The 20,888-nt window shown below is 55.1% G+C and carries 21 protein-coding genes; 11 read left to right on the forward strand and 10 right to left on the reverse strand.

The annotated features are described in order from the left end of the window. The 4 genes from NA330_RS21790 to NA330_RS21805 form a co-directional block, all read left to right on the forward strand. The coding region (locus NA330_RS21790) for a sodium ion-translocating decarboxylase subunit beta (protein ID WP_072143887.1) at positions 1-120 on the forward strand (120 nt) is incomplete at its 5' end. A gap of 118 nt (positions 121-238) precedes the next feature. Beyond that, entirely contained in the window at positions 239-937 is a 699-nt protein-coding gene (locus NA330_RS21795; protein WP_023242025.1) for a triphosphoribosyl-dephospho-CoA synthase, read from the forward strand. A 379-nt stretch (positions 938-1,316) separates the two neighbouring features. Continuing rightward, entirely contained in the window at positions 1,317-2,396 is a 1,080-nt protein-coding gene (locus NA330_RS21800; protein WP_000128338.1) for a FecCD family ABC transporter permease, read from the forward strand. Beyond that, on the forward strand, positions 2,396-3,172 hold the full coding sequence (locus tag NA330_RS21805) for an ABC transporter ATP-binding protein (RefSeq protein WP_023242026.1): 777 nt from the start codon (positions 2,396-2,398) through the stop codon (positions 3,170-3,172). Before NA330_RS21800 ends, NA330_RS21805 begins: the two co-directional genes overlap by 1 nt. 90 nt (positions 3,173-3,262) lie before the next feature. Here NA330_RS21805 and gpmA read toward each other — a convergent pair whose 3' ends face one another. The 8 genes from gpmA to modE form a co-directional block, all read right to left on the reverse strand. Beyond that, complete coding sequence (gene gpmA / locus NA330_RS21810) at positions 3,263-4,015, reverse strand: 2,3-diphosphoglycerate-dependent phosphoglycerate mutase (protein ID WP_000301556.1); 753 nt, start codon at positions 4,013-4,015, stop codon at positions 3,263-3,265. Between the two features lie 223 nt (positions 4,016-4,238). After that, the gene (gene galM / locus NA330_RS21815) at positions 4,239-5,279 is read right to left on the reverse strand and encodes a galactose-1-epimerase (RefSeq protein WP_000931428.1); all 1,041 of its coding nucleotides are present in this window, start codon (positions 5,277-5,279) and stop codon (positions 4,239-4,241) included. Then, entirely contained in the window at positions 5,273-6,421 is a 1,149-nt protein-coding gene (galK, locus tag NA330_RS21820; protein WP_001049364.1) for a galactokinase, read from the reverse strand. Before galK ends, galM begins: the two co-directional genes overlap by 7 nt. 2 nt (positions 6,422-6,423) lie before the next feature. Then, positions 6,424-7,470 (reverse strand): galactose-1-phosphate uridylyltransferase, encoded by a 1,047-nt coding sequence (gene galT, locus NA330_RS21825; RefSeq protein ID WP_000187473.1) that lies wholly within the window; start codon positions 7,468-7,470, stop codon positions 6,424-6,426. 10 nt (positions 7,471-7,480) lie between these two features. Further along, positions 7,481-8,497, reverse strand: coding sequence for a UDP-glucose 4-epimerase GalE (gene galE, locus NA330_RS21830; protein WP_001265465.1), 1,017 nt, complete (start codon positions 8,495-8,497; stop codon positions 7,481-7,483). A 222-nt stretch (positions 8,498-8,719) separates the two neighbouring features. Continuing rightward, complete coding sequence (locus NA330_RS21835) at positions 8,720-9,628, reverse strand: DUF2167 domain-containing protein (RefSeq protein ID WP_000885513.1); 909 nt, start codon at positions 9,626-9,628, stop codon at positions 8,720-8,722. Between the two features lie 170 nt (positions 9,629-9,798). Continuing rightward, positions 9,799-11,274, reverse strand: a complete 1,476-nt coding sequence (gene modF / locus NA330_RS21840) for a molybdate ABC transporter ATP-binding protein ModF (RefSeq protein WP_023242027.1) — start codon at positions 11,272-11,274, stop codon at positions 9,799-9,801. 67 nt (positions 11,275-11,341) lie between these two features. Next, positions 11,342-12,130: a molybdenum-dependent transcriptional regulator gene (modE, locus tag NA330_RS21845; protein WP_001147416.1), complete on the reverse strand. Its 789-nt coding sequence runs from the start codon at positions 12,128-12,130 to the stop codon at positions 11,342-11,344. A gap of 128 nt (positions 12,131-12,258) precedes the next feature. On the opposite strand from modE, the gene NA330_RS21850 reads away from it, so the two are divergent. From NA330_RS21850 to modC, 4 genes are all read left to right on the forward strand, one after another. Continuing rightward, positions 12,259-12,408 (forward strand): AcrZ family multidrug efflux pump-associated protein, encoded by a 150-nt coding sequence (locus NA330_RS21850; RefSeq protein ID WP_000891513.1) that lies wholly within the window; start codon positions 12,259-12,261, stop codon positions 12,406-12,408. 166 nt (positions 12,409-12,574) lie between these two features. Continuing rightward, the gene (gene modA / locus NA330_RS21855) at positions 12,575-13,348 is read left to right on the forward strand and encodes a molybdate ABC transporter substrate-binding protein (protein WP_000951416.1); all 774 of its coding nucleotides are present in this window, start codon (positions 12,575-12,577) and stop codon (positions 13,346-13,348) included. After that, positions 13,348-14,037 carry a molybdate ABC transporter permease subunit gene (gene modB, locus NA330_RS21860; protein ID WP_000604026.1) on the forward strand — a complete coding sequence of 230 codons (690 nt, stop codon included), beginning with the start codon at positions 13,348-13,350 and terminating at the stop codon, positions 14,035-14,037. The genes modA and modB overlap by 1 nt, the downstream gene beginning before the upstream one ends. A gap of 2 nt (positions 14,038-14,039) precedes the next feature. After that, complete coding sequence (gene modC / locus NA330_RS21865) at positions 14,040-15,098, forward strand: molybdenum ABC transporter ATP-binding protein ModC (protein WP_023203657.1); 1,059 nt, start codon at positions 14,040-14,042, stop codon at positions 15,096-15,098. Here modC and NA330_RS21870 read toward each other — a convergent pair whose 3' ends face one another. Then, positions 15,099-15,917: a pyridoxal phosphatase gene (locus tag NA330_RS21870; protein ID WP_001748281.1), complete on the reverse strand. Its 819-nt coding sequence runs from the start codon at positions 15,915-15,917 to the stop codon at positions 15,099-15,101. A gap of 163 nt (positions 15,918-16,080) precedes the next feature. Between NA330_RS21870 and pgl the strand changes: the two genes are divergently transcribed. After that, on the forward strand, positions 16,081-17,076 hold the full coding sequence (pgl, locus tag NA330_RS21875) for a 6-phosphogluconolactonase (protein ID WP_023242028.1): 996 nt from the start codon (positions 16,081-16,083) through the stop codon (positions 17,074-17,076). 123 nt (positions 17,077-17,199) lie between these two features. Here the strand turns inward: pgl and NA330_RS21880 are convergent, their stop codons facing one another. Further along, positions 17,200-18,483 carry a putative acyl-CoA thioester hydrolase gene (locus NA330_RS21880; RefSeq protein ID WP_001094776.1) on the reverse strand — a complete coding sequence of 428 codons (1,284 nt, stop codon included), beginning with the start codon at positions 18,481-18,483 and terminating at the stop codon, positions 17,200-17,202. 237 nt (positions 18,484-18,720) lie between these two features. On the opposite strand from NA330_RS21880, the gene hutI reads away from it, so the two are divergent. Together hutI and hutG are read left to right on the forward strand one after the other, a co-directional pair. Then, complete coding sequence (hutI, locus tag NA330_RS21885) at positions 18,721-19,944, forward strand: imidazolonepropionase (RefSeq protein ID WP_023242029.1); 1,224 nt, start codon at positions 18,721-18,723, stop codon at positions 19,942-19,944. Then, complete coding sequence (gene hutG / locus NA330_RS21890) at positions 19,941-20,882, forward strand: formimidoylglutamase (RefSeq protein ID WP_001616913.1); 942 nt, start codon at positions 19,941-19,943, stop codon at positions 20,880-20,882. The genes hutI and hutG overlap by 4 nt, the downstream gene beginning before the upstream one ends. The last annotated feature ends 6 nt before the right edge of the window (positions 20,883-20,888 follow it).

Raw genomic sequence — 20,888 nt, forward strand, 5'->3', positions numbered from 1 at the left:
GGGCTGGAATCGGACCCGCAGAACTTCCTGCTGATGCACGCGATGGGCCCGAACGTGGCCGGGGTGATTGGCTCGGCGATAGCCGCCGGGGTGATGCTGAAGTACGTGCTGGCGATGTAAATCTGTTCCTTTCCCGGAGGCGGCGCGTTGCGCCTGTCCGGGCTACCGGATTGCATGGATCTGTAGCCCGGACAGATGCGCAGCATCGCCTCCGGGAATGTCCCATAAGGAGACTTTGATGAAGGAAACCATAGCATTTCGTCCGGAAGGCCGGGCATCGACAAAAGATGTGGTTGTCAATTACACGCTGGCGTCACTGGACGAGCTTGAACAACTGCACCCGGCGCTGAATCTGCTGGCGCACCCGTCAATCGTCCGTGGCAGCCATGATTTCTTTGTCCGTTGTTATGACGCGGGCGTACAGCATGCGCAGGCCGGGGCGGCTGAAACGGTAGCGGTTTTGCCTGATTCGCTGCCACAAGAACGGCAAAGGAGCGGGCTGCTGTGTGCCGCAGCAGGTCGTCTGGATGCCCTGCGCCAGCCGCTGACGCACAATCGTTTATGTGACCTGGCCAGTCAGTTCTGTGCTGGCATGGCAGATGTTGACAGCGAAACCCGCAGCGGTTTTTATACCGTGCGCAGCATATCGCTGCCGGTTTATCGGCGGCTGTTGCGGGATCAACATTCTCACGGTGTCTGCCTGCAGCAGGCTCTGCTGCACCTGCTGGCCTGGAAGAGCGATTCTCCCTGGGCGCGGCAGCAGGCGCAGCGGCTGCTCTGGCAGGGCGGCGTGCTGGGCGATAAAGGTGAGTTTGCGCTTATGACGCTGGATGATGAACTGCGGGAGCGCCAGATTGAGTGGCCCGGGCTATGGTCGCTGCTGGCCGTCATCGGGTTTCTGGCGAAATTCCCTGCCGGACCGATATTTGCTGACTGAAAAATGAGGACTGCTGACAATTATCTGTTGTGTTGGCATTTCTGCGAGAGGCAGCTAGCGCTTTGCCTGACTTACGAAACGAGAATATCAACAGATTACGTACTTTTTGTAGGTCCGTGGTTGGAACATTGCCACCTGGTTACACGTTGTCAGTAGCCTCAAGCGTGGATGGCTCCACGCTTTTTTTGTCTATGGAAAACCCCCAGCCAGGCCCTGTCTCTTGATCAGGAGATCTGATCAAGAGACAGGGCTATGCCGGAGGATATTTATTGGAAACCGGTGAGATAGGCCACCGTGTCATCAATCGAAATATAAATAAATATATAACGAAATAATTCGGCGCTATAATTCTCCTCTGATTAATAACGTAGCCCGAGCCATGACCTGTCAGGACAAATCACTTTTAGCCCCCGGTTTCGCTTCCACGCCCGTCATTCCGCGCTATCGCCAGCTCATACGCAAACGGGCCGTGCTCATGTTAGCTATTGCGCTGGCGATGATGGCTTCACTGATGGTGGATGTAACCTGTGGGTCTTCTGGTTTACCGCTCAGTGCGCTGTGGCAGGCGCTTTTTCAGCCGGAAAAGGTGAATGCGGGCATACACGTTATTGTCTGGGATATCCGCTTACCCTATGCCCTGATGGCCCTACTGGTTGGCATGGCGTTAGGGTTAGCGGGCGCCGAAATGCAAACCATTTTAAATAATCCGCTGGCGACGCCGTTTACCCTCGGCGTATCGTCCGCGGCGGCTTTTGGCGCTGCGCTGGCGATTGTGCTGGGGATCGGTATTCCCGGTATTCCTGCCGCCTGGTTTATCCCGGCCAATGCGTTCATCTTTGCGCTTTTATCCGCGTTACTCCTGGACGGTATTACCCGTTGGACAGGCGTCGCCGCATCCGGAGTGGTGTTGTTCGGTATTGCGCTGGTATTCACCTTTAACGCGTTGGTCGCCATTATGCAGTTTGTGGCTGATGAAGATACGCTGCAGGGGCTGGTATTCTGGACGATGGGGAGCCTGGTCCGCGCGTCGTGGGAAAAATTGGGCGTACTGGCCGTGGTGTTTATTGCTGTGCTTTTTTGCGCGTTACGAAGCGCCTGGCAACTCACGGCATTACGTCTGGGCGAAGAGAGGGCGATGAGCTTTGGGATTCATGTCCGCCGTTTACGCCTGCTGTCATTGTTGCGTATCAGCTTGTTATCAGCGCTGGCGGTAGCTTTCGTCGGGCCGATTGGTTTTATTGGTCTCGTTGCGCCGCACATTGCGCGAATACTTTTGGGGGAAGATCACCGTTTCTACCTTCCGGGCAGCGTGCTGATAGGCGGGCTGGTGTTATCGCTGGCCTCTATTGCGGCGAAAAATAGTATTCCGGGCGTCATGGTGCCGGTGGGGATTGTCACCTCGCTGGTCGGGGTTCCGTTCTTTTTAAGCATTGTATTGCGACATCGGGGGAGTCTCTGATGCGCGGGTTAATGCTCCGCTCATTTAGCGCCGGCTATTCCACTCAGCCGGTTATTGCAGATCTCAACGTTCCCTTACTGCCGCGCGGGAAAATTACCATTTTGCTGGGGCCGAACGGCTGTGGTAAATCGACGTTACTATGTTCGCTGGCCGGGCTGAATAACGCCGACGGCGAGGCGCTGCTTGATGGCGAAGATCTCATGTCGTTATCGTTTGCCGAGCGGGCGCAGAAAGTTGTGTTTTTGCCGCAGTCATTACCGCAGGGCGTACATCTGCATGTACTGGAGTCGATTATCGTGGTACTGCGGGCATCAGGCGGCAGAGACAATGCGCAGGGCAGAGCGCAGATACTGGCTATCCTTGAGCAATTGGGCATAACGCATCTGGCGTTGCAGTATCTCGACCAGCTTTCCGGCGGTCAGCGGCAGTTAGTGGGTCTGGCGCAATCGCTGATTCGTCGCCCTGAACTTCTGTTGCTGGATGAGCCGCTCAGCGCGCTGGATTTAAACTATCAGTTTCACGTAATGGATCTCGTGCGTCGGGATACCCAGGCGCAAAATAGGGTGACGATAGTCGTGGCGCATGACATTAATATTGCACTGCGTCATGGTGATCATGTCCTGATGCTAAAAGACGGCAGGCTGGTCGCCAGCGGCGCGCCGGAGACGGTGATTACTGCGGAGCGTCTGGCTGAAGTGTACCGGGTACGAGGACGCGTGGAGCGCTGTTCGCAGGGTAAATTGCAGGTGGTGCTGGACGGCGTGATCGCTGTTTAAGACGTATTGCCTGATGGCGCTGCGCTTATCCGGCCTACCCATTGCTCGTAGGCCGGATAAGGCAGTTATACCGCCATCCGGCAAAGGTGATTACTTCGCTTTACCCTGATTCGCCACGGCAGCCGCTTTCGCGGCGATTTCGTCAGCGTTGCCCAGATAGTAATGTTTGAGCGGCTTGAAGTTTTCGTCGAACTCATACACCAGCGGCACGCCGGTCGGGATGTTTAACTCAAGGATCTCATCTTCACTCATGTTATCCAGGTATTTCACCAGCGCACGCAATGAGTTACCGTGAGCGGCGATGATCACGCGCTCACCGCTCTTCATACGCGGCAGGATGGTGTCGTTCCAGTAAGGAATAACGCGGTCGATGGTCAGCGCCAGACTTTCGGTCAACGGCAGCTCTTTCTCGCTCAGTTTGGCATAACGTGGATCGTGACCCGGATAACGCTCATCATCTTTGGTCAGTTCCGGCGGCGTCACGGCAAAACCGCGGCGCCACTGTTTAACCTGCTCGTCACCATATTTTTCTGCCGTTTCCGCTTTATTCAGCCCCTGCAACGCGCCATAGTGACGTTCATTGAGTTTCCAGGATTTTTCCACCGGCAGCCACGCCTGATCCAGTTCATCCAGTACGTTCCACAGCGTATGGATAGCGCGTTTCAGTACGGAAGTGTAGGCAAAATCAAAGCTGAAACCTTCTTCTTTTAGCAGTTTACCCGCTGCTTTTGCTTCGCTTACGCCTTTTTCAGACAGGTCAACATCATACCAGCCGGTGAAACGGTTCTCTTTGTTCCATTGACTTTCACCGTGACGTACCAGAACCAGCTTAGTTACAGCCATACTCTCACTCCTATAAATCATATGTAATGATAATAATTCTCATTATATTGCCGCGAGGTGTTGGCGGCAATGCTTACGCATAACCATAGCGAAAATAGTGGCGCAGTGTAAGGTTCTTGTGAACTCAGAGTTGCGATTTTGTCTTTAAGTGGTGGAGGTTTGAGCAGGGCAATGGCGCGTAGGCCCGATAAGCTTGCGTCATCGGGCATGTAGCGGCATATCGTTAGAACGGAATAAACTGATACTCGGTCAGGCTGGCGTACTCCTCGCCAGGGCGAAGGATACAGTCAGGCTGCGGCCATTCAGGATGATTCGGGCTGTCCGGCAGCAGTTCGCTTTCCAGCGCCAGCCCTTGCCAGTCGGCATAAGGTTCCGGTCCGCGGGAAGGTGTACCCGCCAGATAATTGCCAGAATAAAACTGTAACGCCGGGGCGGTGGTGTAAACCATCATTTGTAGCTTTCCATCCTGTGACCACAGACGGGCCGCCGGCTTTTTGCCATCACCCTGCGTCTGTAGCAGGAAAGCATGATCGTACCCTTTAACCTTGCGCTGATCGTCATCGGCGAGAAATTCACTGGCAATGACTTTTGGCATCCGGAAGTCAAACGAGGTATTGGCTACCGATTTTAGCCCCTGGCGTGGAATACCGGATTCATCTACCGGCAGATACTCATCCGCCAGAATTTGCAGCTTATGCTGGCGCACGTCGGTCCGATCGCCGTCCAGATTAAAATAGACGTGGTTGGTCAAATTCACCGGACAGGGTTTATCGACCGTCGCCCGGTAGGTGATGGAGATTCTATTGTCATCGGTCAGACGATATTGCGCCGTGGCGCAAAGATGGCCGGGAAAGCCCTGGTCGCCGTCATCAGAGGTGAGCGCGAATAATACCTGGCGATCGTTCTGGTTCACAATTTGCCAGCGGCGCTTGTCAAAGCCTTCCGGTCCGCCGTGTAGCTGGTTCTCGCCCTGACTTGGGCTTAACTGTACGGTTTCGCCGGCAAACGTATAGCGGCTATTGGCGATACGGTTCGCGTAACGGCCAATAGAGGCGCCGAGGAATGACGTCTGTTCAGGGTAGTGTTCCGGGCTGGCGCAGCCCAGCAATGCTTCCCGAACGCTGCCGTCAGACAGCGGAATACGGGCGGAAAGAAGAGTGGCTCCCCAGTCCATCAGCGTTACCACCATCCCTGCGCTGTTGCGCAGGGTTAGCAGGCGGTACGGTTGACCATCGGGGGCCAGTGCGGGCGTTTCATTTAGCACTGTCCTGCTCCTTGTGACGGTTTGCATACATAAAAGGTTTCTTTGATTCCGGTTTTCGCTTCGTACTGTTGCGCAACGGCCTGCTGCACAGCGGGAACCAGATCTTCCGGGATCAGCGCGACAACACAGCCGCCGAAGCCGCCGCCGGTCATGCGCACGCCGCCTTGATCGCCGATGGTCGCTTTGACGATGTCTACCAGCGTGTCTATCTGCGGGACGGTAATTTCGAAATCATCGCGCATTGAGGCATGGGACTCCGCCATCAGTTGGCCCATACGTTGCAAATCACCTTTCTCCAGCGCGCTTGCCGCTTCAACGGTGCGCGCATTTTCGCTCAATACATGGCGAACGCGTTTTGCGACTACCGGGTCCAGTTCGCTGGCGACGGCATTGAACGCCTCAAGGCTGACATCGCGCAGGGCCGGCTGCTGGAAGAAACGGGCGCCGGTTTCGCACTGTTCACGGCGGGTATTATACTCGCTGCCCACCAGCGTGCGCTTAAAGTTACTGTTGATGATCACCACGGCGACACCTTTCGGCATGGAAACCGCTTTGGCGCCGAGCGTACGGCAATCAATCAGCAACGCATGATCTTTTTTGCCGAGCGCAGAGATGAGCTGATCCATAATGCCGCAGTTACAGCCAACAAATTGGTTCTCGGCCTCTTGTCCGTTGAGCGCAATTTGCGCGCCGTCCAGCGGCAGGTGATAAAGCTGCTGGAAGACGGTGCCCACCGCCACTTCCAGCGAGGCGGAGGAGCTTAACCCGGCGCCCTGCGGCACATTGCCGCTGATGACCATATCCACGCCGCCAAACGCGTTGTTACGCTGTTGCAGGTGTTTCACTACGCCGCGCACATAGTTAGACCACTGCTGGCTATCGTGGGTCACGATCGGCGCATCCAGTGAAAATTCGTCCACCTGATTGTCGTAATCGGCGGCAATCACCCGTACGGTACGATCGTCGCGCGGCGCACAGCTAATTACGGTCTGGTAATCGATAGCGCAGGGCAGAACAAAACCATCATTGTAATCAGTGTGCTCGCCGATCAGATTGACGCGGCCTGGCGCCTGAATCGTGTGGGTAGCAGGGTAGCCGAAAATTTCAGCAAACAGCGCGCGCGTTTTCTCTTTCAGATTCATTTTTATACTCCGGATTCGCGAAAATGGATGTCGCTGACCGCGCGCAGGCGTTCAGCCGCTTGTTCTGCGGTTAAATCACGCTGGGTTTCCGCCAGCATTTCATAGCCGACCATAAATTTACGGACGGTCGCAGAGCGCAGCAGCGGCGGATAAAAGTGCGCGTGCAACTGCCAGTGTGCGTTTTCTTCACCGTTAAACGGCGCGCCGTGCCAGCCCATTGAGTAAGGGAAGGAACACTGGAACAGGTTGTCATAACGACTGGTCAGCTTTTTCAACGCCAGCGCCAGAGAGTCGCGCTGCTCGTCGCTTAAATCGGTAATGCGCAGGACATGCGTTTTGGGTAACAGTAGCGTTTCGAACGGCCACGCCGCCCAGTAAGGCACCACCGCCAGCCAGTGTTCGGTTTCGACCACGGTGCGGCTGCCGTCCGCCAGTTCCCGCTGGACATAATCCACCAGCATTGGCGAACGCTGTTCGGCGAAATAGGCTTTTTGTAAACGATCTTCGCGTTCGGCCTCATTCGGCAGGAAGCTGTTGGCCCAGACCTGTCCATGCGGATGCGGGTTCGAACAGCCCATCGCCGCGCCTTTATTTTCAAAGACCTGCACCCACGGATAGGTTTTGCCTAACTCGGCGGTCTGCGTTTGCCAGGTTCTGACGATTTCCGTCAGCGCGGGCAGGCTCAACTCCGGCAGCGTTTTACTGTGATCGGGAGAAAAGCAGATCACGCGGCTGGTGCCGCGCGCGCTCTGACAGCGCATCAGCGGATCGTGGCTGTCCGGCGCATCCGGCGTGTCGGCCATCAGCGCCGCGAAATCGTTAGTAAAGACGTAAGTCCCTTTGTAATCGGGATTTTTATCGCCGGTGACACGCGTATTGCCCGCACACAGGAAGCAGTCCGGATCGTGGGCCGGCAGCATTTGCTGAGACGGCGTTTCCTGCGCCCCCTGCCAGGGGCGCTTTGCGCGATGCGGCGAAACCAGAACCCACTGGCCGGTAAGCGGGTTATAACGGCGATGCGGATGATCGATGGGATTAAATGGGGTCATAACAACGTCCTTAATCTGGGTATCCCTGCGGATGGCGTGACTGCCAGTGCCAGGTGTCCTGCGCCATTTCGTCAAGCGTGCGGGTGACGCGCCAGTTCAGCTCGCGATCGGCTTTGCTGGCATCTGCCCAATACGCCGGGAGATCGCCGTCGCGGCGCGGCGCGAAGTGGTAATTAATGGGTTTACCGCAGGCTTTACTAAAGGCGTTGACCACATCCAGGACGCTACTGCCGACACCCGCGCCGAGGTTATAAATATGTACGCCGGATTTGTCCGCCAGTTTTTCCATCGCCACGACGTGCCCGTCGGCTAAGTCCATAACGTGAATGTAATCGCGTACGCCGGTGCCATCCTCGGTCGGGTAATCGTTGCCGAAAACGGCGAGCGATTCGCGACGACCCACGGCGACCTGGGCGATATAGGGCATCAGGTTATTCGGAATACCTTGCGGATCTTCTCCCATGTCGCCCGACGGGTGCGCGCCGACCGGGTTGAAATAACGCAGCAGCGCAATACTCCACTCCGGCTGGGCTTTTTGCAGATCGGTGAGGATCTGTTCTACCATCAATTTACTTTTGCCGTAGGGGCTTTGCGGCGTGCCGGTAGGAAAACTTTCGACGTAAGGAATTTTGGGCTGATCGCCATAAACGGTGGCGGAGGAGCTAAAAATAAGGTTTTTAACGTTGGCTGCACGCATGGCGCTGACCAACCGCAGCGTACCGTTGACGTTGTTGTCATAGTACTCCAGCGGCCTGGCGACCGATTCGCCGACGGCTTTCAGGCCAGCAAAGTGAATCACGGTATCAATCGCGTGATCGTGCAGAATTTCGGTTATAAGCGCTTCGTTGCGAATATCGCCTTCGACAAAGGTCGGGTGCTTACCGCCCAGACGTTCAATAACGGGCAGCACGCTGCGCTTGCTGTTGCAGAGGTTATCGAGGATGACGACGTCATGACCATTTTGCAGCAATTGTACGCAGGTATGACTTCCAATGTAACCGCTACCACCTGTAACCAATACTCTCATAATTCGCTCCGTTAAGCCTATGGTATGGAATAACCATAGCATAACAAAGATGCGAAAAGTGTGACATGTAATAAATTAGTGGAATCGTTTACACACTGGTGATTTTACGCATTTATATCAATTAAATGATTACAAATCATCTGGCTTGAGAATGCTTCTGCTTTTTATCCGAAAAAAAGGCGCGTTACGCGCCTGGGAATGAAACGGACGGGGCAGGAGCTGTCAGTCTTTTTTACGCGAGAGTAGCTTCCTGGCGAGCGCCCCGACAGCGACGACGCCGATGGCGGTCACTTTCCAGAACTTAAGCAGCGCGATACCGAGCATAGCAAGCAGACCTACTTTTTTGGCCGCGATACCGCCAATCAGCGCGGCGAGCCCATACTCCGCTATTTTGTCCGTTGATTCGTTGAAGTCAGCGTAGCGTTGTCCAGCGTTGAACTTGACGGAACTGAGAATTCTTTTCGCCAGAGGGATTTCATGGTCAACAGAACCTCTGTCGGTCACCAGATTTAAAGAAAAATAGCCTTCACGTCCCAGCAGATAGGTGTTGTAGTTCACGCCTTGTTCATTCAGTGGTTCGTTGGTGCCGATATCCTGGATGGCGGCGGACCAGATCAGACGATGATTGGTTGCATCGTAGGTAGGCTTCTCGATCCAGCCAATAATTTCTATCGGCTCAATGCCTTTTGCAATACGATCTTTATTCGCTTCTTTTGTGCCTTTGCGCAGGTTATCCATTAATTCATCGGCATCCCAATTTTTTGCATCATCATCTTTTACATAACCAGAATCATCATATTCGATAGAAATAAATCCATTCATTTCCTTTTTAAATACGAGACCGTAAAAATATTCATCGTCAACATAGTTACCAATTTCACGCATAAATACCGCCGCTTCTTTTGCGGGTATCCAGGTAAATCCTTCCGGCAGATTAAGCGTGGCTTTATCACCTAAACTAATCTTTGTCGGACCCGCAACGGCGGCGCGACTCATGCCTTCAACAGCGACCTCAACAGCGGTTTTACGCGCTTCCTGCGCAGCGGTCGGCTTTTGCTCAGCATAACTGCTGGGGCAAAATAAAATAGCTGCCAGTAAAAATAGTATTATTTGTGGAAAACGAAAAGCCATAATGAATCCCTTATATTCACATACGACATCATTGTCGAAAATTTCAGGATTATTATGACAATGAGGCGGTCAGCGATTCAAGAGATAGTAAGCTTATCGACCGTTATTATTATTCTTAATAAAAGGAGAGTGGTTCCAGAATGGCGCGCGGCGCCATTCTGATAATACATTTAATTATTGCATCGTCCGGAAACGTACTTATAACGTTCGCCATCTGGTACAAATTCCAGCCGGTGGGTAATACAGGCAGGCGCATCCTCTGCATGATGGGAAACGAACAGCAGTTGGGTCTCTCCCTGGCGAATTAATACATCTACAAAACGGCGTACCAGTTGGCGGTTCAGCGGATCCAACCCTTGCAGCGGCTCATCCAGAATCAACACTGTCGGATGTTTAACCAGCGCGCGCACGATCAGCGCCAGCCGCTGCTGTCCCCAGGAGAGACTGTGGAAGGGGGCATCCGCCGTACGCTTATCGATTCCCAGAATATCCAGCCACTGTTGCGCCAGTTTTCGTTGCCTGTCTGAAACGGCCTGGTAAATGCCGATAGAATCGAAATAGCCGGAGAGAATGACATTGCGTACCGTGGTACTGACGCGGTAATCCAGATGTAAACTGCTGCTGACGTAGCCGATATGTTTTTTGATATCCCAGATTGTTTCGCCGCTTCCTCGCCGCCGCCCGAACAGCGTAAGATCGTTGCTGTAGCCTTGCGGATGATCGCCAGTAATAAGGCTAAGCAACGTAGACTTACCCGCTCCGTTAGGACCGACGATCTGCCAGTGTTCGCCTGGATTTACTCGCCAGCTTAGGTGGTGGAGGATAGGGCGATCGTTATACGAGACTACGCCATCGTTAAGTACGATCCGTGGTTCGCCATCGGGTAACGCATGGCGGGCGGAAGGTTCGTCCGGTTCGGGTAATTGTACGTCGGTCAGACGCTCGCTGTGCGCGAGTTGAGCGACCAACGCCCGTTGCAGTAACTCTGTCGTCGTTCCGGTCTCCGCCAGCGTACAGTCGGCAAGCACGCCGGCAAACTGCACGAAGTCCGGGATTTCATCAAAACGGTTGAGTACCAGCGCCAGGGTCATACCCGCCTGGTTCAACGCCGTCAGGCGTTGCGCCAGTTGTTGACGGGCGGTCACGTCAAGCCCGTCGAACGGTTCATCAAGGATCAATAACTCCGGCTCAGACATCAGCGCCTGACACAGCAGCGCTTTTCGCGTCTCGCCGGTAGAAAGGTATTTAAAACGCCTGTCGAGTAAAGCGGAAATGCCGAACTGCTGCGCCAGCATCGCACAGCGGGCAGGATGGTGAACTTCATCCTGAATAATTTCCGCGGTAGTGCGCCCGGTATCGTCTTCGCCAGGACTGAGCATATCGGTGTTATTACGTTGCCACTCATCGCTGACCAGCTTTTGCAATTGTTCAAAGGACAGACGAGTAATGCGGGTAAACCGACACTGGCGCTCGCCAGTTAATAACGGCAGTTCACCCGCCAGCGCGCGGGCGAGCGCCGACTTCCCGCTCCCGTTAGCCCCAACGAATGCCCAGCTATCGCCCGCATTGAGCGTCAGCGAATCCAGATGAAGTGTTTTTGTATCGCTCAGACGAAACGTGCCTTGCGAAATTTGCAACGATGACATTTTGCATCCCATTTTTTGCAGCGATGAATGACAGGGATACGTCTTTCGGCAACGGATGTCAATGTGCTTAGCACAACGTTGCAATAATCACTCTGTCCGCATTAAACCAGGCAATCACGTCATCGCCTTCCTTTAACGTGGCGGCATCCGCAGTCGGTATCGTGGCGCACAGCGTCTGGCCGTCCGGCAGCGCCATCAACACTTCACACTGTTCCGCGCCGCGCTCGATATGGCTGATCGTTCCCGACAACTGATTGTCAGCGGCGCGCGCAACGGCTGCATCCCGGGTAATGCCAACCCACGGCGCTTTTAGCAGGATCAGCACTTCTTTTCCCTCCTCCAGGCCGAGACGCTCGCCGCTTTGCGCCGTCAGCGCGACTTTGAGCCGCGTTTTGCCGTCGGCCAGCAGCACGTCGACATGCTGTTGCACCTGATCGCGATCGCGGGCGGTAATGGTGCCGAACCACTGATTTCGGGCGCTGGTTTGCAGTGAAAAGCGGGAGATAGCGGCCAGCAGACTGTCAAGCGGCAGGGCGTCATCGTCGCTTAACACATCGAACGCTTTTTGCTGAATTTGGCCCAGCAAATCGTAAAGCTGGATCAGACGCTGACCATAGCGGGTTAATACCGCGCCGCCGCCGCCTTTGCCGCCTGTTGCGCGTTCAACCAGCATATGTTCGCTAAGCTGGTTCATGTCGTTTATCGCATCCCAGGCGCTCTTATAACTGATTCCCGCGTCTTTCGCGCCCTGACTAATCGAGCCGGAAAGCGCAATGTGTTTCAGCAGAGAGATACGTCGGGGATCGGCAAAAAGCTTTTGCTGAAGTTTCAGGGTAAGAAGGATTTCGGCCTGCATAACCAGCTCCTGGTAAAAAGACTATTGTGACTGAAAAGCGCGTCAGCGCAAAGCCGACCGCACAAAAGGGGAGTGCTTTTCTGTGTGATGCGGTTAAAATACAAAAAGGACTATATCTGGAGTTGCCCATGTTAGAGTTATTAAAAAGTCTGGTATTCGCCGTCATCATGGTACCGGTAGTGATGGCCATCATCCTCGGTCTGATTTACGGTCTGGGTGAGGTGTTCAACATTTTTTCCGGTATCGGTCAGAAAGACCAGTCCAGACAGAACCGCTGATTTCCCCAAACGCCCGCTCAGTCGGGCGTTTTTGTTACTCAAGATCCTGCTTTTCCTGCCGATATTTTCTGTGTTTAATCGTTAATGGGTATGAATAACCGCTGGGAAACCCCTGAGATTATCGTTATATTGTCATTTACATAACGAAACGCACAAGGAGTTACAGATGGCGCATTCCTGGTTACGCCTGGTCGCAGGGGCGACATTATCTTTCGTCATCGCTGGTCATGCGCTGGCGGATGAAGGCAAGATCACCGTATTCGCCGCCGCGTCGCTAACGAACGCGATGCAAGACATTGCGGCAGAATATAAAAAAGAGAAAAATGTGGATGTGGTCTCCTCATTCGCCTCCTCTTCAACGCTGGCGCGCCAGATAGAAGCGGGCGCGCCGGCGGATCTGTTCATCTCTGCTGACCAGAAATGGATGGATTACGCAGCCGATAAAAAAGCGGTGGATACCACGACGCGCGAAACATTGCTTGGCAATAGCCTGGTGGTGGTAGCGCCGAAAGCCAGCGAGCAGAAACCGTTTACCATCGACAACAAAACGGACTGGATTCGTCTGCTGAACGGCGGGCGTCTGGCGGTGGGCGATCCGCAACACGTACCGGCGGGAATTTATGCCAAAGAAGCGCTGCAAAAGCTGGGCGCATGGCAAACGCTTGAACCGAAACTGGCGCCGGGCGAGGATGTGCGCGGCGCGTTGGCGCTGGTCGAACGTAACGAAGCGCCTTTGGGCATTGTATACGGTTCTGATGCGGTCGCCAGCAAGGGGGTCAACGTGGTGGCGACGTTCCCGGAAGATTCACATAAAAAAGTGGAATACCCCATCGCTATCGTGGAGGGGCATAAAAATGCGACCGTCAGCGCGTTCTATGATTACCTGAAAGGACCGCAGGCCTCGGCAATCTTTAAACGTTATGGATTTACGACGAAGTAATGATACTGACCGATCCAGAATGGCAGGCTGTCCTTCTTAGCCTGAAAGTGTCTTCCCTGGCCGTGCTGTTTAGCCTGCCGTTTGGGATCTTTTTTGCCTGGTTACTGGTGCGATGCCGGTTTCCGGGCAAAGCCTTACTTGATAGCGTCCTGCATCTGCCGTTGGTGCTGCCGCCGGTGGTGGTCGGTTATCTGCTGCTGGTGTCGATGGGGCGACGCGGGTTTATTGGCCAGTGGCTGTATGACTGGTTCGGTCTCACGTTTGCCTTTAGCTGGCGCGGCGCCGTGCTGGCGGCGGCGGTGATGTCCTTCCCGCTGATGGTGCGGGCCATTCGGCTGGCGCTGGAGGGGGTGGATATCAAGCTTGAACAGGCCGCCAGAACGCTGGGCGCCGGGCGCTGGCGCGTTTTTCTGACGATCACCTTACCGCTTACCCTGCCGGGCATTATTGTTGGTACGGTGCTGGCGTTTGCCCGTTCGCTTGGCGAATTTGGCGCGACCATTACCTTTGTTTCCAATATTCCGGGCGAAACCCGCACCATACCTTCCGCCATGTATACTTTGATTCAGACGCCTGGCGGAGAGAGTGCGGCGGCGAGACTGTGCGTGATTTCGATTGTATTAGCGCTGATTTCGCTGTTGATTTCTGAATGGCTGGCGCGGATTAGCCGTGAACGGACGGGGCGCTAACCATGCTGGAGCTTAATTTTTCCCAGACGCTGGGAACGCACAGTTTAACCCTCAACGAAACGCTGCCAGCCAGTGGGATCACGGCTATCTTTGGCGTCTCCGGCGCGGGAAAAACCTCGCTGATTAATGCCATCAGCGGTTTGACTCGCCCGCAAAAAGGACGCATCGCGCTGAATGGCCGGGTGTTGCATGACGCGGAAAACGGTATCTGTTTAACGCCGGAAAAGCGCCGCATCGGTTATGTTTTCCAGGATGCGCGCCTGTTCCCCCATTACAAAGTACGCGGCAATTTGCGCTACGGCATGGCGAAAAGCATGACCGGTCAGTTTGATAAGCTGGTGTCGCTGCTGGGAATTGAAGCGTTGCTTGATCGCCTGCCGGGGAGCTTGTCCGGCGGAGAAAAACAGCGCGTAGCGATAGGCCGGGCATTGCTCACCGCCCCGGAGTTGCTGCTGTTGGACGAACCGTTGGCTTCGCTGGATATCCCGCGTAAACGCGAATTACTGCCGTACCTGCAACGGCTGGCGCGAGAAATCAATATTCCCATGCTGTATGTCAGCCATTCTCTCGATGAAATTCTCCACCTGGCGGATAAAGTTATGGTGCTGGAGGATGGACAGGTTAAAGCGTTTGGCCCGCTGGAAGAAGTCTGGGGAAGCAGCGTTATGCACCCGTGGCTGCCGAAAGAGCAACAGAGCAGTATTCTGAAAGTCAGCGTGCTGGAGCATCACCCGCATTATGCCATGACCGCTCTGGCGCTTGGCGACCAGCACCTGTGGGTAAATAAACTCAATCAGCCGCTGCAATCCACACTGCGTATTCGTATACAGGCGTCGGATGTCTCGCTGGTACTACAGCCGCCGCAGCAGACCAGTATCCGCAACGTATTGCGGGCAAAAGTGGCGAATTGTTATGACGATAACGGACAGGTGGAAGTCCAGCTTGAGATAGGCGGCAGAACGCTGTGGGCGCGAATCAGCCCGTGGGCCAGGGATGAGCTGAATATCAAGCCTGGCCTGTGGCTTTACGCGCAGGTGAAAAGCGTTTCTATCACCGCCTGACTATAGCAGGTGGGTGTAAATAAATTTGGCGATGCTATCGGTAGTGTTATCGCCGATCACAACGTCAGCGCGCGCTTTCACCGCCTCATCGGCGTTGCCCATCGCAACGCCGGTGCCTGCCGCCTCCAGCATACTGATGTCGTTGTAGTTATCGCCGAAAGCGATCACATTTTTCATTGACCCTCCCTGCGCTTCTATCCACTGGGTAAGGCGCTTGCCTTTACTGTTGCCTTTGCGCGCGATATCCACCTGATCGTGCCATGACCATTCGCACTCCAGGCCAAGCGCCTGTTCAACATGCTGACCGAACCGCTGTAGCCTGGGAATATCTTCATCGGTAAGCGCAAACTTCCACACGGCATTCACGTCGCGCGCCGCCTGCGCCAACGAAGAGACCTGTGTAAAGGTCGGACGTTGCTCCGGCGGCAAGGTCTGCGCCCACCGGGAGGTACGCACGACGTGACCGGTTGGGTGTTCGTAAAGCATAGCGTCATCAACATACATCAGGCCGTGAATCTGATGCTCATCCAGTAAATCAATCAACTGCAACGCCTTATCCACGGGCATAGGATCGGCATCCAGGACAGTTTTAGCTTGATAATCATACAAATAGGTGCCGTTGCAGCAAATAGCAGGTGTTTCCAGCGCCAGCGCCTGATAAAAAGGATGAATAGCAACGTGATGGCGACCAGTGACAATGATAAGTTGAAAGCCCGCCTCTTTGGCGCGTGATAGCGCGTCAAGCGAGGAGGGGAGTAAGGTTTTATGCGGGGTTAATAACGTTCCGTCTAAATCGAGGGCAATCACGCGTGCAGTCATAATTTTTTCCAGATTAAGAGTAATAATTCCGTCTGTCGGCATGGTACACCGGGACGGTAAGCAGACAAAATTCTGCGTCTGAATTCAGCATTCGCCGTCAAAAGCGACTACGTTAAGCTGTGTCCTGTTATTGCAGCTACATGCCATATGCAAAGGAGTATTCATGAAACAAACAGTCTATACCGCCAGCCCTGAGAGTCAGCAAATTCACGTCTGGAGCCTGAACCACGAAGGGACGCTGACGCTGGTGCAGGTCGTGGATGTGCCCGGTCAGGTTCAGCCGATGGTGGTCAGTCCGGATAAACGCTACCTCTATGTCGGCGTGCGCCCGGAGTTTCGTGTCCTGGCGTATCGTATTGCGCCGGATGATGGCGCGCTGACGTTTGCCGCCGAATCCGCCCTGTCGGGTAGCCCGACCCATATTTCTACCGATCATCATGGTCGTTTTGTCTTTGTCGGATCGTATAACGCCGGTAATGTCAGCGTGACGCGCTTACAGGATGGTCTGCCGGTTGAGCTGGTGGATGTGGTGGAAGGGCTGGACGGCTGCCACTCGGCAAATATTACGCCTGATAACCGTACCCTGTGGGTGCCTGCGCTAAAACAAGATCGCATTTGTCTGTTTACGCTAAGCGATGACGGCCATCTGGTGGCCCAGGAGCCGGCGGAAGTAAATACAGTTGAAGGGGCAGGCCCGCGTCATATGGTCTTCCACCCGAATCGACAATATGCGTATTGCGTCAATGAACTGAACAGTTCGGTGGATGTCTGGCAGCTTAAAAATCCGCATGGCGAGATAGAGTGCGTACAAACGCTGGATATGATGCCCGCCGATTTTTCCGATACCCGCTGGGCGGCGGATATTCATATTACGCCGGATGGACGGCATCTGTATGCCTGTGACCGCACCGCCAGTCTGATTACCGTCTTTAGTGTCTCCGAAGACGGCAGCGTACTGAGCGTTGAAGGCTTCCAGCCGACGGAAGCCCAACCGCGCGGCTTTAATATCGACAATAGCGGAAAATACCTGATTGCTGCGGGTCAAAAATCACATCATATCGCGGTCTATGAAATTACGGGCATTCAGGGGTTGCTGACGGAAAAAGGCCGTTATGCCGTCGGGCAGGGGCCGATGTGGGTTGTGGTGAACGCGTACTAAAGCGCTGTGTGCCGGAGGGCGGCGGGCTGCCTGATTAATTTCAATAAACATCGCTTGCAGTAAAACCACGGGCCGCCACATCTGCTGCGGCGGCCCGTTTATAAGCCTGAACCGGAACGGCGATTACTGCTTAGGTTCCGCCACCACTTTACTGCCTACACCGCGGTTGTTGTATTCCCACATGCGGTTGTAGTTCGTGTCGTTCAGATTACGCTGCACCTCGTCTTTGTCATCCACGGTTCCCGTATTTCCGGCAAACGGACGTTTCGAGATGACCGCGTCGGCCCACGGTTTGGCAACGTTGAAGCCCTCGTTAATCACGCTGTCGCGGATCACGACCTGACCGTTGGTGTTGGCGTCGACATCCAGCGAGCGGCCAAGCTGCGCAACGCCATCGCCGGAGGCGTTAAAGCGGCTGTTGATCGCCAAAAAGCCATAGTAAATATTGGACAGCGTCGCCGGGGCGAAAACGTAGGCTTCCTGCTGTGTGCGGGAGTTGACGACCTGGAAGTTGGTGTTATCGAACACCACGGCGCCGCGTCCGGACACCATATCCACATCGCCTTCAATATAGCTGTTCGTCACCAGCGTACGCGGCTGACGATCGGTTTGCAGACGGTTCTGCACGCCGCTGTTGGTCACAAAGAAGGTGTTCTGGCGGCCAAGGATATTGACCTTGTTAATCTGGACTTTGTCGCCATCGGTACGCAGCGCCACCGCCGGATGGTTTCCGGCATCGACGCTGTCGCCCAGCGTGTTCTCGATGGTCAGATTTTGTAGCTGCAGACCGTTATTCTGCGACCAGAACGCGGCAGAACACATCACACCGATCGTCGCGGCGTGTTTGCTTTGGCAGTTATCGAACATATACCAGGCGGGTTTACCAGGCATATATTTCCCGCCGGGATTCACCGCGCGGCGCCAGTCAGCGACACTCATTTCACCATCAATCGCCATCCCAATTTTCACATCGATCGGTTTTTCACCGGTCCCGTACAGGGTCAGACTTCCCGGCGCGGCGGGAACATACACGGTCCCCTGATAGTCGCCCGGCATAATAGCAATGTACTGGCGTTTGTTCGTGCGTTTAACCATTGCCGCATCGACCGCGGCCTGAATTGAGGTATGCGTAACGCCTGGCGTACCTGCCGGCCCCACCACAAAGTCAGGCTGTGCGGGCAGGGTAATCGGCGACGGCGACCACGGGGCGGTATTCGGCGTCAGGGAGGCAAAATAGCGCGCCGCAACGAAGTTTTTCGCTTCATTTGCCGACAGAATTGGGCGCGAGGCGGTGCCAGGCGCGGTTTGATCGGAAGGGATCTGATCGGGTGGCGTAGAGCTACAGGCGCTCAGCGTCACGCCAAAAGCCAGTGCCAGCGCCAGACGGGAAACCGATAATGTATTCACAGGTTGCTCCGGGCTTGAAAAAGTTAAATGACATCCATTGAAGCCTGCTTTTTTATACTAAGTTGAACGAAACGGGAAGGCGAAAAGGTAAAAAGTTCCTTTTCAGGCTGGAAACACCTGTAGCATCAGATAGTTTTATCACAATTAAGCAACAACTTTCGCGCTTTGAGTTGACAATCCGGAGCAGAAAGAAAATAAATGTCTATACAACTCATGACAGGCAAGAGAGCGACAGGAATGCGGCAACTTTTACCGGGCGATACTGTCTGGCGAAACATCAGGCTGGCGACAATGGACCCGCAGCAGCAAGCCCCGTATGGGCTGGTGGATAACCAGGCGCTGATTGTACGCGAAGGGCATATTTGCGATATCGTGCCAGAGACGCAGCTTCCTGTCAGTGGGGACAATATCCATGATATGCAGGGACGACTGGTAACCCCGGGACTTATCGATTGCCACACGCATCTGGTGTTTGCCGGTAACCGCGCCGCAGAGTGGGAGCAGCGGCTTAACGGCGCGTCATACCAGCATATTAGCGCTCAGGGCGGCGGCATTAACGCGACGGTATCAGCAACCCGCGCCTGTGCGGAGGAGACGCTCTACCTGCTGGCGCGCGAACGCATGATGCGCCTTGCCAGCGAAGGCGTTACGCTGCTGGAGATTAAATCCGGCTATGGTCTGGAGCTGGCGACAGAAGAAAAGCTGTTGCGCGTCGCTGCAAAACTTGCTGCCGAAAACGCTATCGACATTAGCCCCACGCTATTGGCCGCTCATGCTACGCCAGCGGAGTATCGTGACGACCCGGACGGCTACATCACTCTGGTCTGCGAGACGATGATTCCGCAGCTCTGGCAAAAAGGGTTATTTGATGCGGTAGACCTCTTTTGCGAGAGCGTCGGCTTTAATGTGGCCCAGAGTGAGCGCGTGTTGCAGACGGCGAAGGCGTTAGGTATTCCCGTTAAAGGCCATGTTGAGCAGCTTTCGCTGTTGGGCGGCGCGCAGCTGGTGAGTCGTTATCAGGGTTTATCGGCGGATCATATCGAATATCTTGATGAAGCGGGCGTCGCGGCGATGCGTGACGGCGGTACTGTCGGCGTATTATTGCCCGGCGCGTTTTATTTTCTGCGCGAGACGCAGCGCCCGCCGGTAGAACTGCTGCGCCGCTATCAGGTGCCTGTCGCCGTCGCCAGCGATTTCAATCCCGGCACCAGCCCGTTTTGCAGTTTGCATCTGGCGATGAATATGGCCTGCGTACAGTTTGGTCTGACGCCGGAAGAGGCATGGGCGGGCGTTACGCGCCATGCCGCTCGCGCGCTGGGAAGACAGGCGACGCATGGGCAGATCAGGGCCGGCTACCGGGCGGATTTTGTGGTGTGGGATGCTGAACAGCCGGTAGAGATTGTGTATGAGCCGGGGCGTAACCCTTTATATCAGCGGGTATACAGAGGACAAATCTCATGACGCAATGGTATCCGGCTTCTCCGGCGCTCTGGCAGGGGCGCGATGACAGTATAGAAGCGCCGGATGCGCGGCGTCTGTTTCAGACCGTCACGCGCAGCGAGACCTTTTCCCCCGAAAACTGGCAGCAAAAGATCGCGTTAATGGGATTTGCCTGCGACGAGGGGGTAAAACGCAATGCAGGTCGTCCCGGCGCGGCAGGCGGCCCGGACGCGTTGCGTAAAGCGCTGGCGAATATGGCCAGCCACCAGGGACATGAACGGCTGGTGGATTTAGGCAATTGGGTTGCGCCGACGCCCGATCTGGAAGGCGCGCAGCAGGCCTTGCGCGATGCGGTAAGCCGCTGTCTGCGGGCCGGGATGCGCACGCTGGTACTGGGCGGCGGGCATGAAACCGCGTTTGGACACGGCGCGGGGGTGCTGGACGCGTTTGCGCAGGAAAGCGTAGGGATCATTAATCTTGATGCGCATCTGGATCTCCGTCAGACCGACCGGGCAACATCCGGGACGCCGTTTCGTCAACTGGCGCAGCTATGCGACGCGCAGAGCCGCGCGTTTCATTATGCCTGTTTCGGCGTGAGCCGTGCGGCGAATACGCAGGCGTTGTGGCGGGAAGCGCAGTGGCGGAATGTTACCGTGGTGGAGGATCTGGACTGCCATGACGCGCTGGCACAGATGACGCAGTTTATCGACAAGGTGGATAAAATTTATCTGACTATCGATCTCGACGTATTGCCTGTCTGGGAAATGCCGGCCGTCTCCGCTCCCGCAGCGCTGGGCGTGCCGCTGATACAGGTTCTGCGTTTAATTGAGCCGGTTTGCCGCAGCGGAAAATTACAGGCGGCGGATCTGGTTGAATTTAATCCACGCTTTGATGAAGATGGCGCAGCGGCGCGCGTGGCGGCGCGGCTTGGCTGGCAAATCGCGCACTGGTGGCGTTAATCTGTC

It is taken from the genome of Salmonella sp. NW722 (assembly GCF_051702785.1).
GTDB classification, from domain to species: domain Bacteria; phylum Pseudomonadota; class Gammaproteobacteria; order Enterobacterales; family Enterobacteriaceae; genus Salmonella; species Salmonella enterica.